Genomic DNA, 22,170 nt, shown 5'->3' with positions numbered 1-22,170 from the left:
AGCAGTTGCCGACACAAAATACTATTCAAGAGGTTTAGATAATGAACAACAAATCACGTCGCGATTTTTTAATAAAAACCGGCTATGGCTTAGGTGGCTTGGCCGTCAGCGGCTTTCTGCCCGGTGGTGGCGTCATTGCCACTGCTCTGGCGGACGACCCAGCCCTGCAAGCCTTGGCCGGCGCCAATCCTTTAGCGCCGAAAGCGCCGCATTTTGCGCCTAAAGCCAAAACCGTCATCTGGCTGCACATGTCCGGTGCCCCCAGCACGCTGGATTTGTACGACTACAAACCGCAGTTGGTCAAACAAGCCGGTACCGGTATTCCCGCTTCGTTTTTGCAAGGCATCAAAACCAGTACTCAAGGCGGTATCACTAAATTGATCGCCACCAAACGCGACTGGAAACAGCACGGTCAAAGCGGCGCCTGGTTTTCTGACTGGCTGCCCAATCTGGCGGAACATGCCGACGACCTGGCATTTATTAAATCCAGTGTGACTGTTGGTGCGACCCACGATATTTCCATCATGAAGTTGAACACCGGCGGCTTGAACCCCGGCCGGCCAACACTGGGCGCTTGGGTGCAATATGCTTTGGGTTCGGCGAACCCGAATCTGCCGGCCTACGTGGTGTTGTATAACGACAAACGCGAACCGCGCGGCGGTGTGACCAACTGGGAATCCGGCTTTTTACCCGCGGTTTATCAAGGTACGCCGTTCCGTCCCGGTAATTCGCCGATTCTGCATTTGAACAACCCGGAATATCTGGCTAACGCGGAAAAACGCCATGCGCTGGACTTGTTGAAACAGATTAATCAACAACATGCGGCCAACTATCCAACCGATAGCGAACTGCAAGCCCGCACCGAATCTTACGAGCTGGCTTACCGCATGCAGGAAACCGCACCGGAAGCGGTTGACTTTAGTAAGGAATCCGACGCGACTAAAGCGCTGTATGGCTTGAACGATGAAATCACCCGCCCATACGGCGAGTTGTTGTTGCGTGCCAGACGCTTGACCGAACGCGGTGTGCGTTTCGTGCAAGTCGTATCCGGCCCGACCGACATCAAAGGCGACAGCCGCGATTGGGACGCGCACCAAAACATCGAAGACAACCACAGCAAGCATTCAAAAATTATCGACAAACCGATCGCCGGCTTGTTGAAAGATTTGAAAGCCAAAGGTTTGCTGGATGAAACCCTGGTGGTCTGGACTTCCGAGTTTGGTCGTACCCCTTGGAGCGAATCCGGCGACGGCCGCGACCACAATCCTTGGGGCTATACCCAATGGATGGCAGGCGGCGGCGTCAAAGCCGGTTATACCCATGGCGGCACCGACGAGCTGGGCGTACAAGCTATCAAAGGTACCGAAGTCGATACCTACGACTTGCACGCCACGGTGTTGAACCAGTTGGGTCTGGATCACTTGAAGCTGATTTACAAGTATCAAGGCCGTTCGGAACGTCCAACCGTGGTGTACGGCAAAGTGATCAAGGAACTGATTGCTTAAGGTTGAGCTTTAACAGCCTACCCGAAGGCTTGGCGCTTTCGGGTAAGCGATTCGCCGAGCCGGCTATTGGCCGAGGTAAGGCGAATTTGAACCAATGTGGACATCTCTGAAATTCCTTCTTTATCAAACAGGGGGTTAGGACGACGCTGTCAGGTGAGCGTTTATCCCGGCAAGGAGGCTGGGGCCAATGGACGGCAGGCCGGTTATCTCCCGGTAATACGCGCAGCCGGGCCTTTGTGGGGGCCTTGGGTGACAGTGGGTCGTTTGAGTCCTGTTTGGCGAAGAGGGAATTTTAGAGATGTTCCGAGAACATTATTTAATAAGGCGGGTAATGCCGCGACAGGGTTAACGATATGCGAAAGACGATTTATCTTTTCGGAATTGGGTTGGTTCTCAGCAGCAGCGCGGTGATTGCCGAAAGCGAATTTGATTTCGAAGAGTTAATGAATGATGTGGAAACCAAAATTCAGGAAGTGCAAAACAATATTGCCGCCAAGGACGCCAACACCGCGGTAACCCAAGCCAAGCAATTACAGGACGAATTCAAACTGGTCGAAGGATTTTTTGCCAAGCGTGGCAACGCTGACGACGCCACGCATAACGCCAAGGAATATCAGGACAAGGCGGCGAATATTCAGAATGCACTGACGGCTGGCGATTTCGATACGGCTGCTGTGGCCGCCAACGACTTTTCCAAACAATGCCGCGGCGCCTGCCACGACAAATACAAACCCCTCTAATTGAAAAATGATGAAAAACTTATTTTTGAAAAGCCTGCTGCCTGCCGTCTTTGCTTTGCCGGTGATGGCCGCGCTGCCGGAAGGCCATCCAGCCCCGGATTTTCAAGCGCAAGCTTCCCTGGCCGGCAAGGCTTTTAATTACACGCTTGAGGATGCTTTGAAAAACGGTCCGGTTGTCGTGTATTTCTATCCGTCCGCTTATACCGGCGGCTGCAATTTGCAGGCGCATAGCTTTGCGGTCAATCACGAAAAATTTGCCGCCGCCGGTGCCAGTATCGTCGGGGTATCGCTGGACAGCATCGAGCGCCTGAACGACTTTTCCGCCGATCCTAATTACTGCGCCAGCAAGTTTCCGGTGGCATCCGATGCCGACGGCAAAATCTCCGGCAATTACGATATTGCCGTGAAAGCCGCCGCGCCGGGTAAAACCGATAGTAGGGGCGTGGAAATCAACCACGGCTTTGCGGAGCGCACCACCTTCGTGATCACGCCGAACGGCAAAATCGCTGCGACCTTGGGCGGCTTGAAGCCGGAAGAAAATGTCGCCAAAGCACTGGAAGTCGTGGAAAAGCTCGCCGCTGATCGACCGAAGGCGAACTAGGCATGGGGTTTTGCCGTTGGCTATGCGCTGTGGCGCCCGACACCAAACCCCGTGGAGGAAGGCATCATTGGCGCCGCCGCAGCCCGTGGCTGGCCGTTAGTACCTTTGCCTTATTGGCCTCGGCGAAAACCGTATTAGCGGAGCAGGGCGATGAACTTTCTTTGCAACGCATCGGCAACGGCAACCCGGTCGTGGGTAAACAAAAGTCGGCTGACGAACGTTGCCAGGAGTGTCATGGCGAGGACGGCAACAGCGGCGATGTCAGAATTCCCAGCCACGCCGGTCAATACGCCGGCTATCTGGTTAAACAGCTCAGCGATTTTAAATCCGGCGCTCGCAATCACGAAATCATGAATGTGATGGCCGCCGATCTGACACAAGAAGACATGGCCGACATCGCCGCATATTTTGCCAGCCAAAAAGTCATGCGAGGCGAGCGGATCGCCGACAATCCGCTCGCTAAAAATTTGTTTGTAAACGGCGATGCGGCGCGGGATTTGCCTGCTTGTGCCAGTTGTCACGGTGAGAACGGCAAAGGCAAGATTGCGGATAACGTCATTTATCCGGTGATTGTCGGACAACGCCGGGTTTATCTGCGCAGTCAATTGACCAATTGGAAACTGGGCGAGCGCAAGAACAGTCCGGAAGCGGTGATGAACAAAATTGCCAAGTCCCTGAACGACGATGAGCTGAATGCCTTAGTGGAATACCTGTCGGGCTTGTAGCGAGCTTAGGAGTTCGACTGAAACGTATTCCCTATCTTTTTTACGGAGTTGAGATGAAACGATTTTTTCTGGGAAGCGCATTATCGCTGTTAGTGGCATTTTCGGTGCTGGCCGGCTTGCAAGAAGGCGATGTCGCGCCGGATTTCGAGACCCAAGCCTCGTTTGCCGGCAAACCGTTTGCCTATTCCTTGAAGGAAGCGCGCGGCAAAGGTCCGGTGGTGGTGTATTTCTATCCGACCGCTTATGGGCGCGGCTGCAATATTCAAGCGAGAACCTTTGCGATCAATCACGACAAATTCGCCGCCGCCGGTGCGACGATCGTGGGCGTGTCCTTGGATAGTATCGAGCGGTTGAACGAGTTCTCGGCCGATCCTGATTATTGCGCCAGCAAATTTCCGGTGGCCTCGGATACGGACGGCAAGATTGCCAATGCTTATGGCTTGAGCGTGGACGAATCAAAAACCGGGCGCTTGGATAGTCGCGGTGTACAGGTCAATCACGGTGCCATAGCCCGGACCACGTTTGTGGTAGCGGCGGACGGCAAAATCGTCGCTAGCGTCGGCGACTTGCAACCCGCCGAAAATGTCGAAAAGGCCCTGGAGATTGTGCAAGGTTTAGGCAAGTCCGCGCAGGCTGGTCAATAAGAGTTTAAGGAAGTGTGTATAGGGGCGGAGAAGTGCAAAGTAATTTTCAACGGATAGTGTCATCAACAAAGGGCGTTTAGGAGGGCGGCAATGAAAAAGTCTTTGAATTGGTTGTTATATGAAACCCACCGCTGGCTGGGGGTGGTGTTGGCTTTGTTCATGTTTTTCTGGTTTTTTACCGGCATTGCGATTATCTATTCGACGCCGACCACGCAAAGCCGCAGCCAGCAATTGGCGCACGCGGAAAGCCTGGCGCCCGAAGTAGGCTGGTTGAGCTTGGGCGAAGCCTGGGACCGCAGTGCCGAGCAACGTAAGCTTTTTGCCGCGCAACATCAATCCAAGCCGGCAAACATGGGTGAACATGGCGCGCAAGCTAAAACCGAATCGGGCAATTGGGCCGAAGCGTCTGTCGGTATAGCCGATGCCCGCTTGGTAAGACGTAACGACGAGCCGTTTTGGCTGGTGGAAGATACCAAAGGCGCGCGCTTTGCGCTGTCCGCACTGGACGGCAGCTTGCGCGAAACTTCGGTGGAGCAGGCGCTACGCATCGCTGACGACTGGTTCAAACGCGAGGGTATTAACCATAATTTGCAAGTAGTGGAAACGGTGGAAGCCCCGATTATTCTGCGTAATCAGGAGGCTTTGCGGCCGTTTCATCGGGTAGCTAGCGACGACGGTGACGAGTTGTTGATTTCGGCGCGTACCGGCGAAGTCCTGCATGCCTCGACCCGCGTCGATAGGGCGTTTTACTATGCCGGCAATTGGCTGCATTTATTCAAACCTCTGGAGGCCATTGGTTTGGGGCAATATCGCCACGACGTGCAATTGTGGTCCGGCTTGGGCGCGACTATCGCGTGCATCACCGGTTTGATTATCGGCTGGTTGCGCTGGCGGCCGGGATTTAACGGCAAGCCCACCTATTCGCAAGGCCGTACGCAACCGTACCGGGAGTTTTGGTTTAAATGGCATTTCTGGAGCGGTTTGATCGGCGGGACCGTGGCGCTGTCTTGGGCGCTGAGCGGATTTATCGACACCAATCCCGGCAAATTATTTTCCGAAGCCAATCTCACACGGCAAGAACTGAACAGATATTTGGGCAAGGTGTTACCCGATGCAATGCGCAATTGGCAACCCGGCCCGCTTAGCAACGCGGATGGCAAGGATGTTGTCGAGTTGAGTTGGCGGCGTTTGGGTGGCGAAGCAGTGTTATTGGCTTATGGCCGCGATGGTCAGCGATTACCGCAAGCGGTGGATGGGGCGGTTCAGCAATTCAATAAAATCTCGGTAACCGACGCGATCTTGCGTGTGTCGCAAGATACGCCCATCGCCAGCCAGGAACTCTTGGAAGACTACGACAGCTATTATTACCCGCGGCATCATCAAAGCTTGGTGGAAAAACCGTTGCCGGTGGTCGTGGTAGAGCTGGCAGACGCAGCCGGCACCCGGTTTTATCTGGACCCGCAAGACGGTAGCTTGCTAGCCAAGCTGGATCGCAGTCGCCGGGTGTTTCGCTGGTTATATTCGGGTTTGCATCATTGGGATTTCGGTTGGCTGTATCACCGGCCGATCTGGGATGCCTGGATGTTGACCTGGGTGGGTTTCGGTTTGGTACTGGGCGCCAGTTCGCTGGTGGTGGGATGGAAAAGGCTGGTCAAAACCTTTAAGCCGAAAAAACGCAAGGCAGCCGTACCACAGTCGGCGCTGGAGCTGGCTACGGAAACCCGTAGTTAAGATAATAAATGTTCGGTAACGCCAGGATAATTGGCGTTACCGATACGTTTAGATATAAGGCCTAGAACCCTAGAACCAAGATTTTTTATAGCGGCTTTTTCGCACATCCTCACGTTGAAAATGTTTTTCCAGCGCGAGTATTTGAGGTCAAGACTGTATGCCGCCTTGACCTCAGAATGTTAGGCTAAAACCGCCGAGAAGTGCACTGCAACCGTTTTAGGGTTGCCGTTAACCTATCGATTTCCTCGTAAGTGTTATAAAACGCCAACGAGGGTCTTACGGTACTTTCCAAACCAAAGCGTCGCAAAATGGGCTGTGCGCAATGATGGCCGGAGCGCACGGCGATGCCGGCCTCATTCAAGGCTTTACCAATATCTTGAGTGCTATGACCGTCTATCACGAACGACGCCACGCTGGTTTTTTCCGGCGCGGTGCCGATCAAACGCAGACCCGGTATGGCTTGCAAGGCATGCATCGCATAAACCAGCAATTCATGCTCGTAACGGGCTACATTTTCGATACCGATTTTGTTCAGATATTCCAGCGCCGCACCCAAACCCACCGCGTCGGCAATATTGCCGGTGCCGGCTTCGAATTTGGCGGGTGCGGGTTGGTAGACGGTTTTCTCGAAGGTGACGTCTTCGATCATATTCCCGCCGCCTTGCCAAGGCTGGGTAGCCTCCAGAACTTCCGCTTTGCCGTACAGCACGCCGATACCAGTCGGACCGAAGATTTTGTGGCCGGAAAACGCCAACCAATCGCAATCCAAAGCCTGTACATCAACCTTTAAATGCGACACCGATTGCGCGCCGTCCAGCAACACTTTAGCGCCGGCCCGGTGGGCTAGTTCGATCATTTCCTGCGCCGGCGTGACGGTGCCTAAAGCATTCGAGACCTGCGTAAACGACACTAGCTTGGTTTTGGCATTCAGCAGTTTTTGATACTCGGCCAAAATCACTTGGCCGTTATCATCGACCGGGATCACTCTAAGTACCGCACCGGTTTCCGCGCACAGTTGCTGCCAGGGCACGATGTTGGCGTGGTGTTCCAGCCAGCTGATGACGATTTCGTCGCCCGCGCCAATGTTTTGCTTACCCCAACTTTTGGCTACAAGATTGATGGCTTCGGTAGCACCACGCACGAACACTACTTCATCGGCGGACGAGGCATTGATAAAACGCGCGACGATTTGTCGTGCGCCTTCATAGGCATCGGTAGCACGTGCAGCCAATTCATGCGCGGCCCGGTGGATGTTGGAGTTTTCGTGCTGATAAAACTCGGAAATCCGATCAATCACCACCTGCGGCTTTTGCGTGGTAGCGGCGTTATCCAGCCAAGCTAGTGGATAACCGTTTACACGCTCTTGCAAAATTGGAAAGTCTCGCCGCACCGCATGGACATCAAACGGCGGATGCGCGGAACCCAAACCCGGTACTTGCGCCGCACGTGCCAACGCGGATACCTCGGTTATAAAATAAAACGATGACGTACTAGGCGTGGTGGGCTGAGTTTTACCAAACGGTGTGGCAAGGGCGGTTTGCAAATCCGCTGTGCCGGGCAAAGCAAAACTGCGTTGCACCAAGGCTGAGATAGCCGTGTCGTCGATGCCAGGCCGGGAGTCGAAACCGGAACTGACGTTATTAAACGGTACGGCAGTTGCCGCCGAGACCGGTACGGTATCGATGGCTTCGCCAGCATTAGGCACTTCCAGGAAAATCTGATTGGCCAAGCGCGTCAATTCGGCGGCATCCGGCAAGCCCGCGGGCACGGTGCCGCCGCTCAGCGCTTGTTGCGCCAGGCCAGCCAGGTCAACGTTATTGGTAGTCATAGTAGTTGCCTATTTCGACATTCTCCAATACGCCGATGGCGTCCTCGGTCAACACCGCCAGCGAGCAATACAGGGAGACCAGATAGGAGGCGATAGCTTTGTGGTTGATGCCCATGAAACGCACGGACAGGCCCATGCTCAGTTCGTCGGTCAGATTGGGTTGATACAAACCGACTACGCCTTGACGGCTTTCGCCGGTGCGCAACAGCAGGATATTGGTTTTGCCGTTGGTGATTTTTAGCTTGTCGGTCGGAATCAAAGGCAGGCCGCGCCAAGTTAAAAATTGCGAACCGAACATGGAAATGGTTGGTGGCGGTGTGCCGCGGCGAGTCGCTTCGCGGCCGAAGGCGGCGATGGCGCGTGGGTGGGCCAGGAAGAAGGCGGGTTCTTTCCAGACTCGGGCAATCAATTCGTCCAGGTCGTCAGGAGTTGGCGAGCCTTTGCGGGTTTGCACTTTTTGCGCGGGCGCGACGTTGTTCAACAAGCCGTATTCGGCATTGTTGATCAGCTCGCTTTCTTGACGCTCTTTGACGGTTTCGATGGTCAAGCGCAGCTGTTCGTGGATTTGGTTGTAAGGGCTGCTGTACAAATCGGCCACGCGGGTGTGAACGTCTAGCACGGTGTTGACGGCGTTCAAGCGATATTCGCGACCCCATTCTTCGTAATCCACATAGGTTTGCGGCAACACTTTTTCGTCCAGGCTGGAGCAGTCGACGGCGATGCTGGTTTCGCTTTTCACTTTGTTGACCCGGTAAATACCCGCTTCGACTGGTACCCAGTGCATTAAATGCACCAGCCAGCGAGGCGTGATCGTACCCATCATGGGCACGGTTTTGGTGGCGTTGGATAAGGTGCGCGCAGCGACGTCGCCTAACGCGGTATGGGCTTGATGAATGTCTGACATGGTGATTTTCCTTTCTTAGTGGGTGGTGGTTGGTTAAAGTGTTTTTAGTGACTGATTAATCAATGTTGGTTTGAAAAAGCGCCGATTGGCCGTTGAGATTAAATCCCGCCGCCGCCGGCAAATACTTCCGTGCGATTCTGGCCCTGGCTGACCAGGCTGTCCGGCGGCACGCTGTGGGTGAGCCAGACGTTGCCGCCTATCGTCGAGCCGCGGCCAATGGTGATACGTCCCAGGATCGTGGCACCGGCATAAATCACCACATCGTCTTCAACGATGGGGTGGCGGGCGTTACCCTTGACCAGAATGCCGTTGTCGTCCTTGTCAAAGCGTTTGGCGCCCAGCGTCACCGCTTGATATAAGCGCACTCGGCGGCCGATGACTGCCGTTTCGCCGATTACCACACCGGTGCCGTGATCGATAAAAAAGCTTTCGCCGATTTGCGCGCCCGGATGGATGTCGATCCCAGTGGCGGAATGCGCAACTTCGCTGATCACGCGCGCCACCAACGGCAGACCCAATTGGTACAGCACATGCGCTAGTCGGTGATGAATCACCGCGGTGATGCCTGGATAGCAAACCAACACTTCATCGGCGCAACGCGCGGCGGGGTCGCCCTCGTAGGCAGCTTGAATATCTGTGTCGATCAATTGCCGCACAGCAGGCAACTGGGCCGCAAACTGCCGGGTGATGTCTGTCGCTTGGCTGCGAGTATCCACGGATAGGCCTTGCTGTTCGGCGACAAATTGCAATTCCAGGCCGATTTGCCGTTGCAATTGCCGTAGCAGACTATCCAGCGTGTGGCCGACGAAATAATCGATGCCTTCGTCAGTCAGGTCGGGCATTCCCAGCCGGTTTGGGAACAGCGCCGCGCCCAAGTTGTCGACGATTTGGCTCAAAATCTTACGGGAAGGCAATTTGGGCGGATGTTCACGGCGATGCCGGTTTTCCAGAGATTGCAGGCGCAGTTCGCGCAGTTCTGCAACCAGAGCATCGATTTCCCAGCGTTGGCCGTGTTCGCTTAAGGTCATAGCGCTACACCTTGCGGATCGAACAGGCCTTCGAACAAGGCCGAGCTCAAGTAGCGCTCGCCGGAATCCGGCAAGATGACCACAATGGTTTTGCCTTCGTGTTCCGGACGCTTGGCCACCCGCACCGCGGCGGCCACTGCCGCACCGCAGGAAATGCCGGCCAAGATGCCTTCCTCGCGCGCCAGGCGGCGGGCATAGGCTATGGCATCGTCGTTACTGACCAAGGCAATTTCGTCAACCAAGGATAAATCCAGTACATCCGGCACGAAACCGGCACCGATGCCCTGGATCTTATGGGGCGCCGGCTGTAGCGGTTCGCCAGCCCGGAACTGTGTTAACACTGGGCTAGTTTCCGGTTCTACCGCAATAGAAATGATAGGTTTGCGTTGTTTGAATTTGATATAGCGCGAAACCCCGGTAATCGTGCCGCCGGTACCGACGCCGGAGACTAAAATGTCGATGGCACCGTCGCTGTCGGTCCAGATTTCCGGGCCAGTCGTTAGTTCGTGGATGCTGGGGTTGGCGGGGTTTTTAAACTGTTGCAGCAGTACATAGCGGTCCGGATCGGAGGCCGCAATTTCTTCGGCTTTGGCTATCGCGCCTTTCATGCCCTTGGCGCCTTCGGTGAGGACCAGTTTGGCGCCATAAGCCACCAATAATTTGCGCCGTTCCAGACTCATGGTTTCCGGCATGGTCAGGGTCAGTGGAATGCCGCGCGCGGCGGCTACGAAGGCTAGGGCGATGCCGGTATTGCCGCTGGTGGGTTCTATCAGTTCTTTGCCGGCGGTCAGCAAGCCGCGTTGCTGGGCGTCGTTAATCATCGCCGCGCCGATGCGGCATTTCACGGAATAAGCCGGATTGCGGCCTTCGATTTTAGCCAGCAAAGTCACCGGCGCGCCGTCGGTAATGCGGTTTAGCCGGACTAATGGGGTTTTGCCTATTGATTGCGAGTTATCTGGATACCAATGCGTCATGACGGTATTACTCCCTGTCGGTTTTCTGCGGGCCAAAAAAAAGCCAGCAGCCTGCTTATCAATTCAGGCGTACTGGCTTCCGGTGGTCCGGTCAGCGATTTTTTTTAAAGTACTTGGTTTAAACGAAGGCTGTCAATACAGGTTCGATTGGTTCGGTTATCTGTAATGCCTATTTGAGATATATAAATCTAAAAATATGATTTACCTCGGTGCAAGGAGCTTGCGGCGGTGGTTGGGCGGTTTGTAAGTCTTTGTTTTTGCGTGAAGGATCGCAAAGTCGAATTTTTTACGGCGGTTCTTATGATAAATAGCGAAATCAAAACCGAAATTCGTGCCGGATTTTAATATTCATGCTCCTTGGCGGCTTTGGCAAGCAGCTCGTTAATGAAATATTGCAAATAAGTGGGTAGATATAATTGCTTCAAATAGGCGATTTTCGTCATCGAGCGTGGGATCAGGTGCGATAAATCCCTGGCGACCAAATCATTGTCGTTGCGCGCTTCGTAAGACGTACCGGCGATAATCCCCACGCCCAAACCCAATCTGACATAGGTTTTGATGATGTCGGAATCGGCGGCGGACAGGGTGATGTCCAGTTCCTTACCCGCGTTCTTAAAGGCTTTTTCGATGGTCGAACGGCCGGTATAGCCTTGCGAGTAAGTCAAAATCGGAAATGCGGCCAGCCGGCCCAGCGTCACATCGCCTTGCGCCAAGGGGTGATGGCGCGGCACCACGGCGATGTGTTGCCATTCATAGCAGGATTTGACGACCAGCTTCTCGTCCTCGTCCAGCTTTTCGGTGCAGATGGCAATATCGGCCCGATGCTGATGGAGCTGCTCTATTAATTCTTGTGGTGACGATTGCACCATGTAAATGGTGATGCCCGGATATTTCTCCCGGAATTTTTGCACCGGTTCCGGTAGCAAGTACTTGGCTTGAGTATGGGTGGTGGCGATATGCAAGGCGCCGTTGCGATTTTCGCGAAAGTCGTCGGCTATCGACAGGATGTTCTTTTTGGCTTGATTGATCCTGTCTACCTGTTCCATCACCTGCTCGCCCAGCGGTGTCAGGCCCAGCAGTTTTTTGCCGTGGCGTTCGTAGAGCGGCGAGCCCAATTCCTCCTCCAATAATTGTAACTGTCGGCTGGCGGCCGACTGCACGACATGCATGATTTCCGCGGCTTTGGATTGGTTGAACTGGGTGTCCTTCAGGACGCGCAATAATTCAAGCTGATTTAGATTCATATCGGTCTTTCCATGGGGTGATTTGAGCGATGGGCAACAATCGCGAACCGGGTACAAATGCCGGTACCGGGCTATGTTTGGCATAGCCCGAACTATGAGGGGTGCTGTCAATTAAACCAATGCGCTTGTTTGATATGCACCGCCACGCGGTCGCCCTTGTTTAAATTCAGTTGTTTGAAGCGTTCGTTGGGCATCTCCGCAAACAGCGTCGCACCGGAACCGTTATGTTGCGGATTGAACAGTTCGATGCGTATCGTCGCGCCCAGATGTTGCCAGTCTTTCAAAGTTACCGGCGAACCGGAGGCTTCTTCGGCTTTGACGATGTCGATATGATGCGGGCGGACGTGTGCGAAGATGCCTTGCGGTTTTTCCGCCAGAATCCCTGCGCGTTGCAGCCAGTTGCTTTCGGTTTCCGATAGATCGAAGACGTTGGTTTGCCCGATGAATTTGGAAACAAAGGCATTGGCCGGATGATCGTAAATATCGGCCGGGGCGCCTTGTTGCTCGATGCGGCCTTGATTCAATACGACGACTTGGCTGGCGACTTCCATGGCTTCTTCCTGATCGTGGGTCACAAAAATACTGGTGACATGCAATTCCTGATGCAGATTGCGCAGCCATTGCCGCAGATCTTTGCGCACGCTGGCGTCCAACGCGCCGAACGGTTCGTCCAGCAACAATACGCTGGGTTCTACGGCCAGGGCTCTAGCTAAAGCTATCCGCTGCCTTTGGCCGCCTGATAATTGATCCGGGAAGCGGTCGGCCAGCCAATCCAGTTGTACCAACTCCAACAAAGAGTGCACTTTTTTGCTGATAAAGGCTTCGGTAGGCCGTTCCTTGCGCGGCTTGACCCGCAAACCGAAGGCGATGTTGTCGAACACCGTCATATGCCGGAACAAGGCGTAATGTTGAAACACAAAACCAATCCCGCGCCGGCTGACATGTTGCTCGGTCTTGTCTTCGCCGCTGAGCAGTACCCGGCCGAAATCCGGGGTTTCCAGGCCGGCGATGATTCTGAGCAGGGTGGTCTTGCCGCAACCGGAGGGGCCCAGCAGAGCTACCAGCTCGCCTTCCGGAATTTCCAGGTTGACGTCGTACAAGGCGGCAAATTTGCCGAAGTTTTTGCTGATGTTGTTTAGCAGAATACTCATGTTTTTATCTCAATACCGGATGTTAAACGCCTCAGAATGTCGGCGTATTTTCGTCTTTAGGCTCTGGCCTGCTTCCATTCCAAAACGCTTTTCAAAACCAGCGTAACGATGGCCAGACAGGCTAATATCGAGGCGCTGGAAAAAGCGCCGATCACGTCGTAATCGTTGTAACTGACTTCCACATGCAAGGGCAGGGTATTGGTCACGCCGCGAATATGTCCGGATACCACGGACACCGCGCCGAATTCGCCCATCGCCCGGGCGTTGCACAGCAACACGCCGTACAGCAAAGCCCATTTGATATTGGGTAAAGTCACTTTAAAAAATGTCTGCCAGCCGCTGGCACCTAGCGATAGCGCCGCTTCTTCCTCCTCGTTGCCCATTTCCTGCATCAGCGGAATCAGTTCGCGCGCCACAAAAGGAAAGGTGATAAAGATGGTTGCGAGCACGATGCCGGGTACCGCGAATATCACTTTAATGTCATGCTCGGAAAACCAATGTCCGAACCAGCCTTGAGCGCCGAACATCAGAACAAAAATCAGGCCCGAAATAACCGGCGATACCGAGAATGGCAAATCGATCAAGGTGGTCAATAAGCTTTTGCCCCAAAACTCAAAACGGGTGATGGCCCAGGCGGCGGCGACGCCGAATACGGTATTCAGCGGAACCGTTATCAATGCCACCAGCAAGGTCAGTTGCATCGCGGCGATGGCATCCGGTTGCGCCAGCGCTGTCCAATAGGCTTGCCAACCTTTGGAGAAGGCCTGATACAACACCAAACCCAGCGGGACGCAGAGAAACAACACAATAAAACCTACCGCGATGCCGACCAGGCCCCAGCGCACCCAAAACGGGTCGTGTAGCGCTTTGAAGTGTGCTTGGCCGGTGGCGTCGCTAATCACATGAACATTGGCGTGCATGATGTCTCCTAAATTTGCCCGGAGCGGCGGCGCGCCCAGAGCTGCAATAAATTAACGATCAGTAGCAACAAAAACGACACTAGCAGCATCGTCAGTGCAATCGCCGTCGCCCCGGCATATTGGTACTGCTCCAGTTTGGTGATGATCAATAACGGGACGATTTCCGAGATATAAGGCAGATTGCCGGCGATAAAAATCACCGAACCGTACTCTCCCACCCCGCGGGCAAACGCCAGCGATACGCCGGTTAACAGTGCCGGAAAAATGTTGGGAAAGATCACCTGGGCAAACACTTGTAAGCGAGTAGCGCCCAGACTGGAGGCCGCTTCTTCCATCGTGGTATCAAATTCCTGCAATACCGGCTCGATGGTCCGCACCACAAAAGGAATGCCGATAAAAATCAATGCCACCACTATGCCCAGCGGCTTATAAGCTACTTGCACGCCCAATGAGCTCATCAACCATTTACCCAGCAGGCCGCTGGGCTGAAAAATGGTCGCTAATATGACGCCGGCCACCGCCGTCGGTAAGGCAAAGGGTAGATCGATTAAAGCGTCCAAGAAGCGTTTGCCGGGAAAGGGATAACGCACCAACACCCAGGCAATCACAAAACCAAACAGGCCGGCCACCAAGGCGGCTATCAGAGAGGTACCGAAACTGACCCGGAACGACGATACCACTCGATTATTGCTAATGATGTCCACATACTCGCCCCAACCCAGTTGCAAGCTCTTAAATACCAGGGTGCTCAAGGGGATCAGTACCACCAGTCCAAGGTAGAACAAGGTGTAGGCCAGTGCCGGTCGAAAGCCCGGCATGATGTTGCTTTGAGTCATGGTGTTTCTCTGGAAACAGTCAGTAGGTGCTGACAGGATAGAGAAACTTAAATGCCAACGGAAATGATATAAATTGAATTGATAATCTTTTATTTAGATAACAATCGGGCGAATTTTGGCTATTGCGGCCAGGATGGGAGGGTAAATATTCGCCATGTTATATATCCAATTAACAGATATATATTTCTGTTTATATCGTTTTCAATCGCTTTGTGGTTTTCTTACCATTTGTCCCACGGTCATTGGCGCTAATGCTGCCAAGACAAGGATTCATCAAACCACGATAACCCACCATACCTCAGGAGGCTATATGGCGATTGAACTTAACGGCCATGCATTGAAGCAAGGCGATAACAAGGAGATTGCATTGCAAATCGCGACGATTGTGCAGGATATTCGGTTTGGCTCGGTTGAAGTCGTGATTCACGACGGCCGCATCGTCCAGATCGACAAGCGCGAACGTTTTCGGCTGGGCCAGCAAAAAGATTCTGCATTAGCGGGTTCCAACTAGACTAAGGCTAACGCCGCTAAATAGTTGTTCGCTTGTTGCCACTCAGCCCAAGGACGGCGAGATGAGCAGAATCTTTTTGTGTACCGGCCATTAACTACTCTAAACCCACAGTTACCCACATGAAACGACCTTTAATTTATACAGTACGGGCAGCAGGTGCACTTGGCTTGTTGCTGGCTTGGCCGGCCCTGGTCAACGCCGAAGATTATTATGTCCCGACCAAAGGCTATCGCGTCGAACCTGCGCCAACCGATCCGCCTTTGTACGTGCGCAATTTGAGTAAAACCCAGTTCGAGCAATTTCGCGATGTGAAATGGCTGGATGTCGGGCTGGATTTTCGGACCCGCTACGAATACCGCGAAAACGACTTTAGGCCGCAACGCTCGGGCACCTCAGAGTGGCGGCCCGATGCCGATAACCTGTGGCTGCTCAGGACCCGCGCCTACGTCGGCATCAAAGAAATCCTCGATCCGTTACGCTTTGCAGTCGAAATGGAGGATGCGCGCAGTTATAACGGTTTGTACCCCAAAACCGATGCCGATGTGAACGAGTTTGAGATGATCCAGGGCTATGGTGAGTTGTATTTCGCCAATGCCTTAGGCCATAACCGGCCCCTCAGCATTCGTGCCGGCCGTATGCACTTGGAATTGCTGGATAGGCGTTTGATTGGTAACAACGAGTTCCGTAATACCACCAACAACTTCGAAGGTTATCGAGTACACTTCGGCAAGAAACAGAATGACTGGGATTTGGATACTTTTGCCTTGCAACCGGTGGAGCGCTACAAATACGAATTCGACCAACCGGATGAAGACACCTGGATCTACGGTGCCGTACTCAGCCTGAAACAATGGTCCGAGTTTGTCACCATCCAGCCTTATTTCCTGGGTCGCAAAACCGACGGTGATCCCGCCAACCGGGTGGCAGCCAATCGCAAGGCCAGTATGGATATTTATGCGCCGGGTCTTAGGGCTTATGGCTTTTTCGGCGGCGGCTTTGATTTCGATGCCGACATCAACAAGCAATTCGGACGCTTCGGTTCCTTGTCCGGGACGCGGGAGACCTTACGCCAGCACGACGCCTTGGCCTACTCTTTGGAATTAGGTTACAGCTTCGATCACGATTGGAAACCCCGCGCCAGTCTCTATTACGGCTACGGCACGGGCGATAAAAACGCCGGCGACAATATCAACCAACGCTTTGATGCCTTCTACGGCTTTAACCAACCCTGGTCGCGGAATGATTATTTCTCCTGGGACAATATCATCGCGCCGAAGGCCAGACTGGAGTTTTCGCCCTACAAAGACGTGCGTATCGATACCGGCTACAACGCTTACTGGGAGGAAAGTGCGGCCGGTGGCTGGAACCGGGCCGGCTTGCGCGACACCACGGGCCGCAGCGGGACTTTCCTGGGACACGAATTTGATATTCGCCTGCGCCATAAACTCAATGCCTATGTGGATTGGAGCATGAGCTATGCACGATTTACCCCTGGCGACTTCACCGAAGCCAGAGCCGTAGGCGTATCGCAAGGCGGGCAGGGCTCTTATACCAGCGAGCCGAGCAATTTCTTCTACTTTGAAGTGTCTTTAAACGCCTTTGGCGATGGTAAGCCTACTTATAAATAAACACTCCCGCCGGCGCGGGTGCGACGACATTTAAGAACCCCGCCAATAAGTAGCCGGGCTATTTAAATTAGAAATCCCCCAGGCAGTCGCTATACTCTCAGCACGAGGAGGGTTTATGCGTGAAGCAATGGCGCCTGCATGGCTGAGATGGATAGCTGCTGCCGGGCTTTATATCGTAACGGCCAGATTGGCTTTGTTGTATTTCGCGCCCAATGGCAGTGCCAGTGTGTTTTTTATTGCCAGCGGGCTGGCATTGGCGGCCATTTTGCTGGGCGGCCGCCACTATGTCTGGGCAATATTCATCGGGGCCTTGGCGCTTAATCTGTGGCAAGGCAAAGCGTTATTGAGCGCGACCAGCATATCAATCGGTAGTACCTTCGGCGCCTGGTCCGGCGCTTGGTTGCTGCTGCGCATCCGCGGTTTCGACCGTTCTCTGAAAACGCTGCGCGATTATCTGGTGCTGATAAGTGTAGGCGGCGTTATCGCTTGTTCGTTGACTGCGGCAATCGGCACGTTGACTTTGTTTGTTGGCGGATTTATCGGCGAGGAGGCTGTGCTTTCCTCGCTGCTACATTGGTGGATGGGCGATACGCTGGGCGTGATATTGGTTACGCCGCTGATTTTGGTCTGGACTAACAGTGCCTGCAAGCTGCAGGGGGCTAAAGCGTTCAGCGAAGCCATGATGATTATTGCGCTGAACTTTTTGGTGGGGCAGTTGGTGTTTCTCGACTGGTTTCACGACAGCCTCGGCGCTTACGCGAAAAGTTACTGGATATTTCTATTTGTCAGTTGGGCGGCTGTTCGGCTTGGTAGCCGCGCTACCACCCTGATTTTGGTCGTTACCGCCACACAGGCCATGTTCGGCTTGGTTTGGCGACGTTCCGGCCTGACCGATCCCAGCTTGGGCGATAATCACGAAATCAACTATTGGTTTTTCATGGTGGTGCTATCGGTAGTGGGCATGGCGCTGGCCTGCTATTTTTCCGAGCGGCAAAGGGCCTTGGAAACCTTGGCCGAAAAAGAAGATTTGCTACGCACCTTGTTAAAGGCCATGCCCGACAAAATATGGCTGAAAGATCCCGACGGCGTTTACCTGCTGTGTAACCCGAGCTTCGAACCCCTGTACGGCAAGCCTGAACAGCTTATCGTCGGCAAGACCGATTACGATTTTGTCAGCCACGAACAAGCCGATACATACCGCGAACAGGATGCTAAAGCCATGGCCGCCGGCGAGCCTATCCGCAATCAGGACTGGATAAGCTATGCCGACGGCAAGCATAAAGCACTCTACGAAACCATTAAAACCCCGGTTAATTCCTGTGACGGCAAATTGATCGGCGTGCTGGGCATGGCCCGAGACATTAGCCAACTGCATGCAACGCAGCTCGCCTTAAACGAGCGCATCAAGGAACAAAAATGTCTGCACGCGGTTTTTCGCGCCACCGAGGATTTAGAAAAGCCTTTGCCGGAGGTGCTACAGCGCGTTGTTGACTTGTTACCTGCCGGTTGGCTTTGTCCCGAAGCAACCGCAGCCCGCATGGAATGGGACGGCCAAAACTATTTCAGCGGCGATTTCAAAAATTCCAGCAGCTTACTGACCGTACCCATTCAAATCGATGGTATAGCGTCCGGCAGTATCTCGGTCGCTAATCTGCAACCGCAGCTCGAGCATCCGGACGATCAGTTTTTAGGCGAAGAACGACTCTTGCTCGACGCCGTGGCGGAACGGGTGAGTAGCTTTATAAAACGCCGGATCATCGAGGAAAAAGCCAGAAATCGCGAGCGGATTTTCAGCGCCATCGTCTCGCAGGCCACCGATGCGATTACGCTAATTGATGCCGAAACTTTCGAGTTCATCGAATTCAATGATGCTGCCTGCCAACACTTGGGGTATAGCCGCGAGGAATTCGCTGGCTTGCGCCTGCCGGATATTCAGGGAGAATTCGACGCTGCCCAGGTTCGCCAGATAGCGGATGATTTCATGCAAGCCGGCGGTGCACAATTCGATACCTTGCGCCGTCACAAGAACGGTACATTGTTGAATGTCCATGTCAGCATCAAAGTGATTGAAATCAGAGGCCGTAATTATTTGTCCCTGATTTGGTCGGACATTACGGAACGCAAGCAGATCGAGCAACAATTCCGCCACCTCTTTGATCATAATCCGGCGCCGATGTTGGTCTACGAGCGCGGCACGCTGGCCATGGTCGCGGTGAATGATGCGTTTATCCAGTTATATGGCTACAGCCAAGCGGAAATCGTCGCACTCAAACTCACCGATCTGTTCCCGGCACAACAGCGACAAGCCATTGCAAGCTTGGCGGCCAGTCTGCGCGGTTTTGCCTATATCGGCGAGTGGCAGCATCTTCTTAAAGACGGCCGGGTAATCGACATCATCGTTCGCTCGCACGACATCCATTTTTCCGAGCGTGACTGTCGGGTAGCGGTGATTACCGACATTACCGAACTGAAACAGGCGGAAGCGGAACTGCGGAAACTGTGGCTTGCGGTGGAGCAAAGCCCCAACAGCATCGTCATCACCAATCTGCAAGCGGAAATCGAGTACGTCAATCAGCACTTTACGGCGGTTACCGGCTATAGCCGTGAGGAAGCCATCCGCCAAAATCCGCGGATCCTGCAATCCGGGCACACCGGTCAGGCTACTTACGACGAGATGTGGCATACCCTGACCCAAGGTAAAAGCTGGTCCGGTGAATTGATTAACCGCCGTAAGGACGGCAGCGAATACGTCGAATGGGCACAGATCACGCCGGTAAGGCAAGCGGACGGTGCCGTCACTCACTATCTGGCCATTAAGGAGGACATTACAGAAAAAAAACGAGTAGAGAGCGAACTGGATTCTTATCGCCACCATCTGGAAGAGCTGGTGGCGGCGCGCACCGTAGAACTGGAACAAGCTCGGCAGGCTGCGGAAGCCGCTACGCTGGCGAAGAGCCAGTTCCTGGCCAATATGAGCCACGAAATCCGCACGCCGATGAATGCGATTTTGGGTATGTTGTATCTGGCGCTGAAGCAGGATTTACCCTCAACCTTGCATAACCATTTGACCAAGGCGCAGAGCGCCGCGCATTCGCTGTTGGGTATCATCAACGATATTCTGGACTTCTCTAAAATCGAAGCCGGTAAGCTGGAATTTGAGTCTACCGAGTTTGCGCTGGATAGAGTGCTGGAGCAACTCACCGACGCTATCGGCCTACAGGCTGAGCAAAAAGGCGTGGAGTTTTTAATTCGCTACGATGTGAATATCCCCGCCACCTTAAAAGGCGATCCGCTACGCTTAAAACAAGTGCTGCTCAACCTGTGCGGCAATGCCATCAAATTTACCGAACGCGGGGAAGTGGAATTGGCGTTCCGGATGCTCAGCAAAAAGGCTGACGCGGTGATTTTGCAGATTTCGGTTCGCGATACCGGCATCGGCATGGATCGTGAGTTGCAAGGACGTTTATTTCAGAAGTTTACCCAGGCCGACCAGTCCACTACCCGGAAGTTTGGCGGCACCGGCTTGGGATTGGCGATCAGTAAGCATCTGGTGGAACTGATGGGAGGCAGGATCTGGCTGGAAGATTCGCAACCCGGCCAGGGCACGACGATTTGTTGCACGGTGCAACTGCACATTGCCCAACAGGCCGAGGCGCGTCGCCGGGAATTGCTGGATCAGACCGGATCGTTACTGAAAGGCATCCGGGTGCTGGTGGTGGACGACAACGACATTTCCCGAGAAATACTCGCGGAAATGTTGCGATTTTTTCAGTTGGACGTCAGCGTGGCCGGGGATGGCGCTACTGCGATTCGTTTGCTGGAAACCGCTTCCGAGCATCCCTTCGATCTGGTGTTGATGGACTGGCGGATGCCCGGCATGAATGGCGACGAAGCGACCCGGCGGATTCATGCTGATGCGGCCATTGTGCTGCAACCTAAGGTGATCATGGTCACCGCATACGGCCGCGAAGACGTAATGTTGCTGGCTCACCAAGCCGGGGTGGACGGTTTTCTGATCAAGCCGGTTTCGCCGTCGTCACTGTTGGATAGCATGCTGTCGGCATTGGGGCGCAGCGACGTCCTCGACAGGCAGGAGTCTCCGTATGCCGCCGCTCAGACGCCGCCGAATTTGCTTGGCCGCCACGTTTTATTGGTAGAAGATAACGCCATCAACCGCGAATTTGCTGTCGAATTGTTGCGCAGTATGAATATCGCGGCGGATGAGGCGGTGAACGGTGAAGAAGCGTTGGCGATGGTGCAGCGGTATCAGTACGATTGCATATTGATGGACATCCAGATGCCGGTGATGGACGGTCTGGAGGCCACGCGGCGGATTCGCGCTTTGGCCGGGCAAGCGGGGGGAGAACGCTTCGCCAGTTTGCCGATTATCGCCATGACCGCGTTGGCAATGGCCCGCGATGCCGAGGAAAGCCGGGCGGCCGGCATGAACGACCACATTACCAAACCGGTGGAACCGCAAAGCTTGTTTTCCTGTTTGGCAAAATGGCTGCCTGACGCTTCTAGCGATACGCTGGCAGAGACCTATGCGGTCAATGAAGCGCCGGCACGGGTGGTTTGTTCTCCCGAGTTATTGGGCCTGCAAAGTTTGCAAGTCAGCGAGGGTATTCGCCGCATCGGCGGAAAGGAAGCGGCTTACCGTAAACAACTCAGACGGTTTCGCGAACATTACGCCAACGCAGTAGACGAATTACAGCGTATATTGCAAACCGATAATCTCACGGCCGCTGAAAATTATTGTCATTCCTTGAAAGGCGTAGCCGGCAATATCGGCGCCAATGCATTTTACGAGTGCATTGCCGGCATTGATGCCGGGCTTAAACAACAGCAACGGCCTGCCGCGGAACACATTGAGCAGCTGCGCGACTTATTGCAACAAGTGATGACAGACATCGATAGTCTTACCCCGCCGCCGACGCCGGCCGCATTGCCGGCACAACCGCTATCGGTCGAGGCCATAAGCGCTAAAATTACCCGCTTAATGGCTGTATTGGAAAGCGATTTAGGCGCAGCTGAAGCGTTAATCGGCGATTTACGCAAGGGTACGGCCGGAAGCGAGTTCGAAGCCGATTTCGAGGCGATTGCCGCCGAGGTCGATGCGTTTAACATAGATCAAGCCATCGCTCTGTTGGTGGCGGTGCAACAACGCCTGCTGGCTGGGCCATCATTAGAGCAGTGAGAT

The 22,170-nt window shown here is 54.0% G+C and carries 17 protein-coding genes; 9 read left to right on the top strand and 8 right to left on the bottom strand.

The genetic code is table 11. The features are described 5' to 3' along the window. Positions 1 to 41: 41 nt before the first annotated feature. The 6 genes from DDY07_RS08770 to DDY07_RS08745 all read left to right on the top strand — a co-directional run bounded on the left by DDY07_RS08770 (position 42) and on the right by DDY07_RS08745 (position 5,946). Positions 42 to 1,505 (top strand): DUF1501 domain-containing protein, encoded by a 1,464-nt coding sequence (locus tag DDY07_RS08770; RefSeq protein ID WP_033156402.1) that lies wholly within the window; start codon positions 42 to 44, stop codon positions 1,503 to 1,505. Positions 1,506 to 1,858: 353 nt separating this feature from the next. Then, positions 1,859 to 2,245, top strand: a complete 387-nt coding sequence (locus tag DDY07_RS08765; protein WP_033156401.1) for a hypothetical protein — start codon at positions 1,859 to 1,861, stop codon at positions 2,243 to 2,245. Between the two features lie 7 nt (positions 2,246 to 2,252). Next, a complete protein-coding gene (locus DDY07_RS08760; RefSeq protein ID WP_253734443.1) occupies positions 2,253 to 2,846 on the top strand; it encodes a peroxiredoxin in 594 nt (197 codons plus the stop codon). Between the two features lie 29 nt (positions 2,847 to 2,875). Then, positions 2,876 to 3,571, top strand: coding sequence for a cytochrome c (locus DDY07_RS08755; protein ID WP_367650863.1), 696 nt, complete (start codon positions 2,876 to 2,878; stop codon positions 3,569 to 3,571). A gap of 53 nt (positions 3,572 to 3,624) precedes the next feature. Beyond that, positions 3,625 to 4,215 (top strand): peroxiredoxin, encoded by a 591-nt coding sequence (locus tag DDY07_RS08750; RefSeq protein ID WP_171695622.1) that lies wholly within the window; start codon positions 3,625 to 3,627, stop codon positions 4,213 to 4,215. A gap of 90 nt (positions 4,216 to 4,305) precedes the next feature. Further along, positions 4,306 to 5,946, top strand: coding sequence for a PepSY domain-containing protein (locus tag DDY07_RS08745; RefSeq protein ID WP_171695621.1), 1,641 nt, complete (start codon positions 4,306 to 4,308; stop codon positions 5,944 to 5,946). A 184-nt stretch (positions 5,947 to 6,130) separates the two neighbouring features. On the opposite strand, the gene DDY07_RS08740 is transcribed toward DDY07_RS08745, so the two are convergent. The 8 genes from DDY07_RS08740 to cysT form a co-directional block, all read right to left on the bottom strand. After that, positions 6,131 to 7,774 (bottom strand): family 2A encapsulin nanocompartment cargo protein cysteine desulfurase, encoded by a 1,644-nt coding sequence (locus DDY07_RS08740; protein ID WP_171695620.1) that lies wholly within the window; start codon positions 7,772 to 7,774, stop codon positions 6,131 to 6,133. Continuing rightward, the gene (locus DDY07_RS08735) at positions 7,761 to 8,678 is read right to left on the bottom strand and encodes a family 2A encapsulin nanocompartment shell protein (RefSeq protein ID WP_020481377.1); all 918 of its coding nucleotides are present in this window, start codon (positions 8,676 to 8,678) and stop codon (positions 7,761 to 7,763) included. Before DDY07_RS08735 ends, DDY07_RS08740 begins: the two co-directional genes overlap by 14 nt. A gap of 98 nt (positions 8,679 to 8,776) precedes the next feature. Further along, positions 8,777 to 9,706 (bottom strand): serine O-acetyltransferase EpsC, encoded by a 930-nt coding sequence (gene epsC, locus DDY07_RS08730; protein WP_171695619.1) that lies wholly within the window; start codon positions 9,704 to 9,706, stop codon positions 8,777 to 8,779. Then, a complete protein-coding gene (cysK, locus tag DDY07_RS08725; RefSeq protein WP_171695618.1) occupies positions 9,703 to 10,680 on the bottom strand; it encodes a cysteine synthase A in 978 nt (325 codons plus the stop codon). The genes epsC and cysK overlap by 4 nt, the downstream gene beginning before the upstream one ends. Before the next feature lie 341 nt (positions 10,681 to 11,021). Beyond that, positions 11,022 to 11,924, bottom strand: coding sequence for a LysR substrate-binding domain-containing protein (locus DDY07_RS08720; protein ID WP_171695617.1), 903 nt, complete (start codon positions 11,922 to 11,924; stop codon positions 11,022 to 11,024). Positions 11,925 to 12,031: 107 nt separating this feature from the next. Continuing rightward, the gene (locus DDY07_RS08715) at positions 12,032 to 13,075 is read right to left on the bottom strand and encodes a sulfate/molybdate ABC transporter ATP-binding protein (RefSeq protein WP_033156394.1); all 1,044 of its coding nucleotides are present in this window, start codon (positions 13,073 to 13,075) and stop codon (positions 12,032 to 12,034) included. A gap of 56 nt (positions 13,076 to 13,131) precedes the next feature. Then, a complete protein-coding gene (gene cysW, locus DDY07_RS08710) occupies positions 13,132 to 13,995 on the bottom strand; it encodes a sulfate ABC transporter permease subunit CysW (RefSeq protein ID WP_033156393.1) in 864 nt (287 codons plus the stop codon). Positions 13,996 to 14,003: 8 nt separating this feature from the next. Continuing rightward, entirely contained in the window at positions 14,004 to 14,831 is an 828-nt protein-coding gene (cysT, locus tag DDY07_RS08705; protein ID WP_171695616.1) for a sulfate ABC transporter permease subunit CysT, read from the bottom strand. A gap of 310 nt (positions 14,832 to 15,141) precedes the next feature. Between cysT and DDY07_RS08700 the strand changes: the two genes are divergently transcribed. The 3 genes from DDY07_RS08700 (at position 15,142) to DDY07_RS08690 (ending at position 22,167) form a co-directional block, all read left to right on the top strand. Beyond that, positions 15,142 to 15,342 carry a YezD family protein gene (locus DDY07_RS08700; protein WP_171695615.1) on the top strand — a complete coding sequence of 67 codons (201 nt, stop codon included), beginning with the start codon at positions 15,142 to 15,144 and terminating at the stop codon, positions 15,340 to 15,342. A gap of 119 nt (positions 15,343 to 15,461) precedes the next feature. Then, positions 15,462 to 16,970 carry an alginate export family protein gene (locus DDY07_RS08695; protein WP_171695614.1) on the top strand — a complete coding sequence of 503 codons (1,509 nt, stop codon included), beginning with the start codon at positions 15,462 to 15,464 and terminating at the stop codon, positions 16,968 to 16,970. 115 nt (positions 16,971 to 17,085) lie between these two features. Continuing rightward, positions 17,086 to 22,167, top strand: a complete 5,082-nt coding sequence (locus DDY07_RS08690) for a PAS domain S-box protein (protein ID WP_171695613.1) — start codon at positions 17,086 to 17,088, stop codon at positions 22,165 to 22,167. Positions 22,168 to 22,170: the final 3 nt, after the last annotated feature.

The organism is Methylomonas sp. ZR1 (assembly GCF_013141865.1).
Classification (GTDB): Bacteria; Pseudomonadota; Gammaproteobacteria; order Methylococcales; family Methylomonadaceae; genus Methylomonas.
The sequence above is the reverse complement of the archived record's forward strand: the minus strand, read 5'-3'. Positions and strand labels throughout refer to the sequence as shown.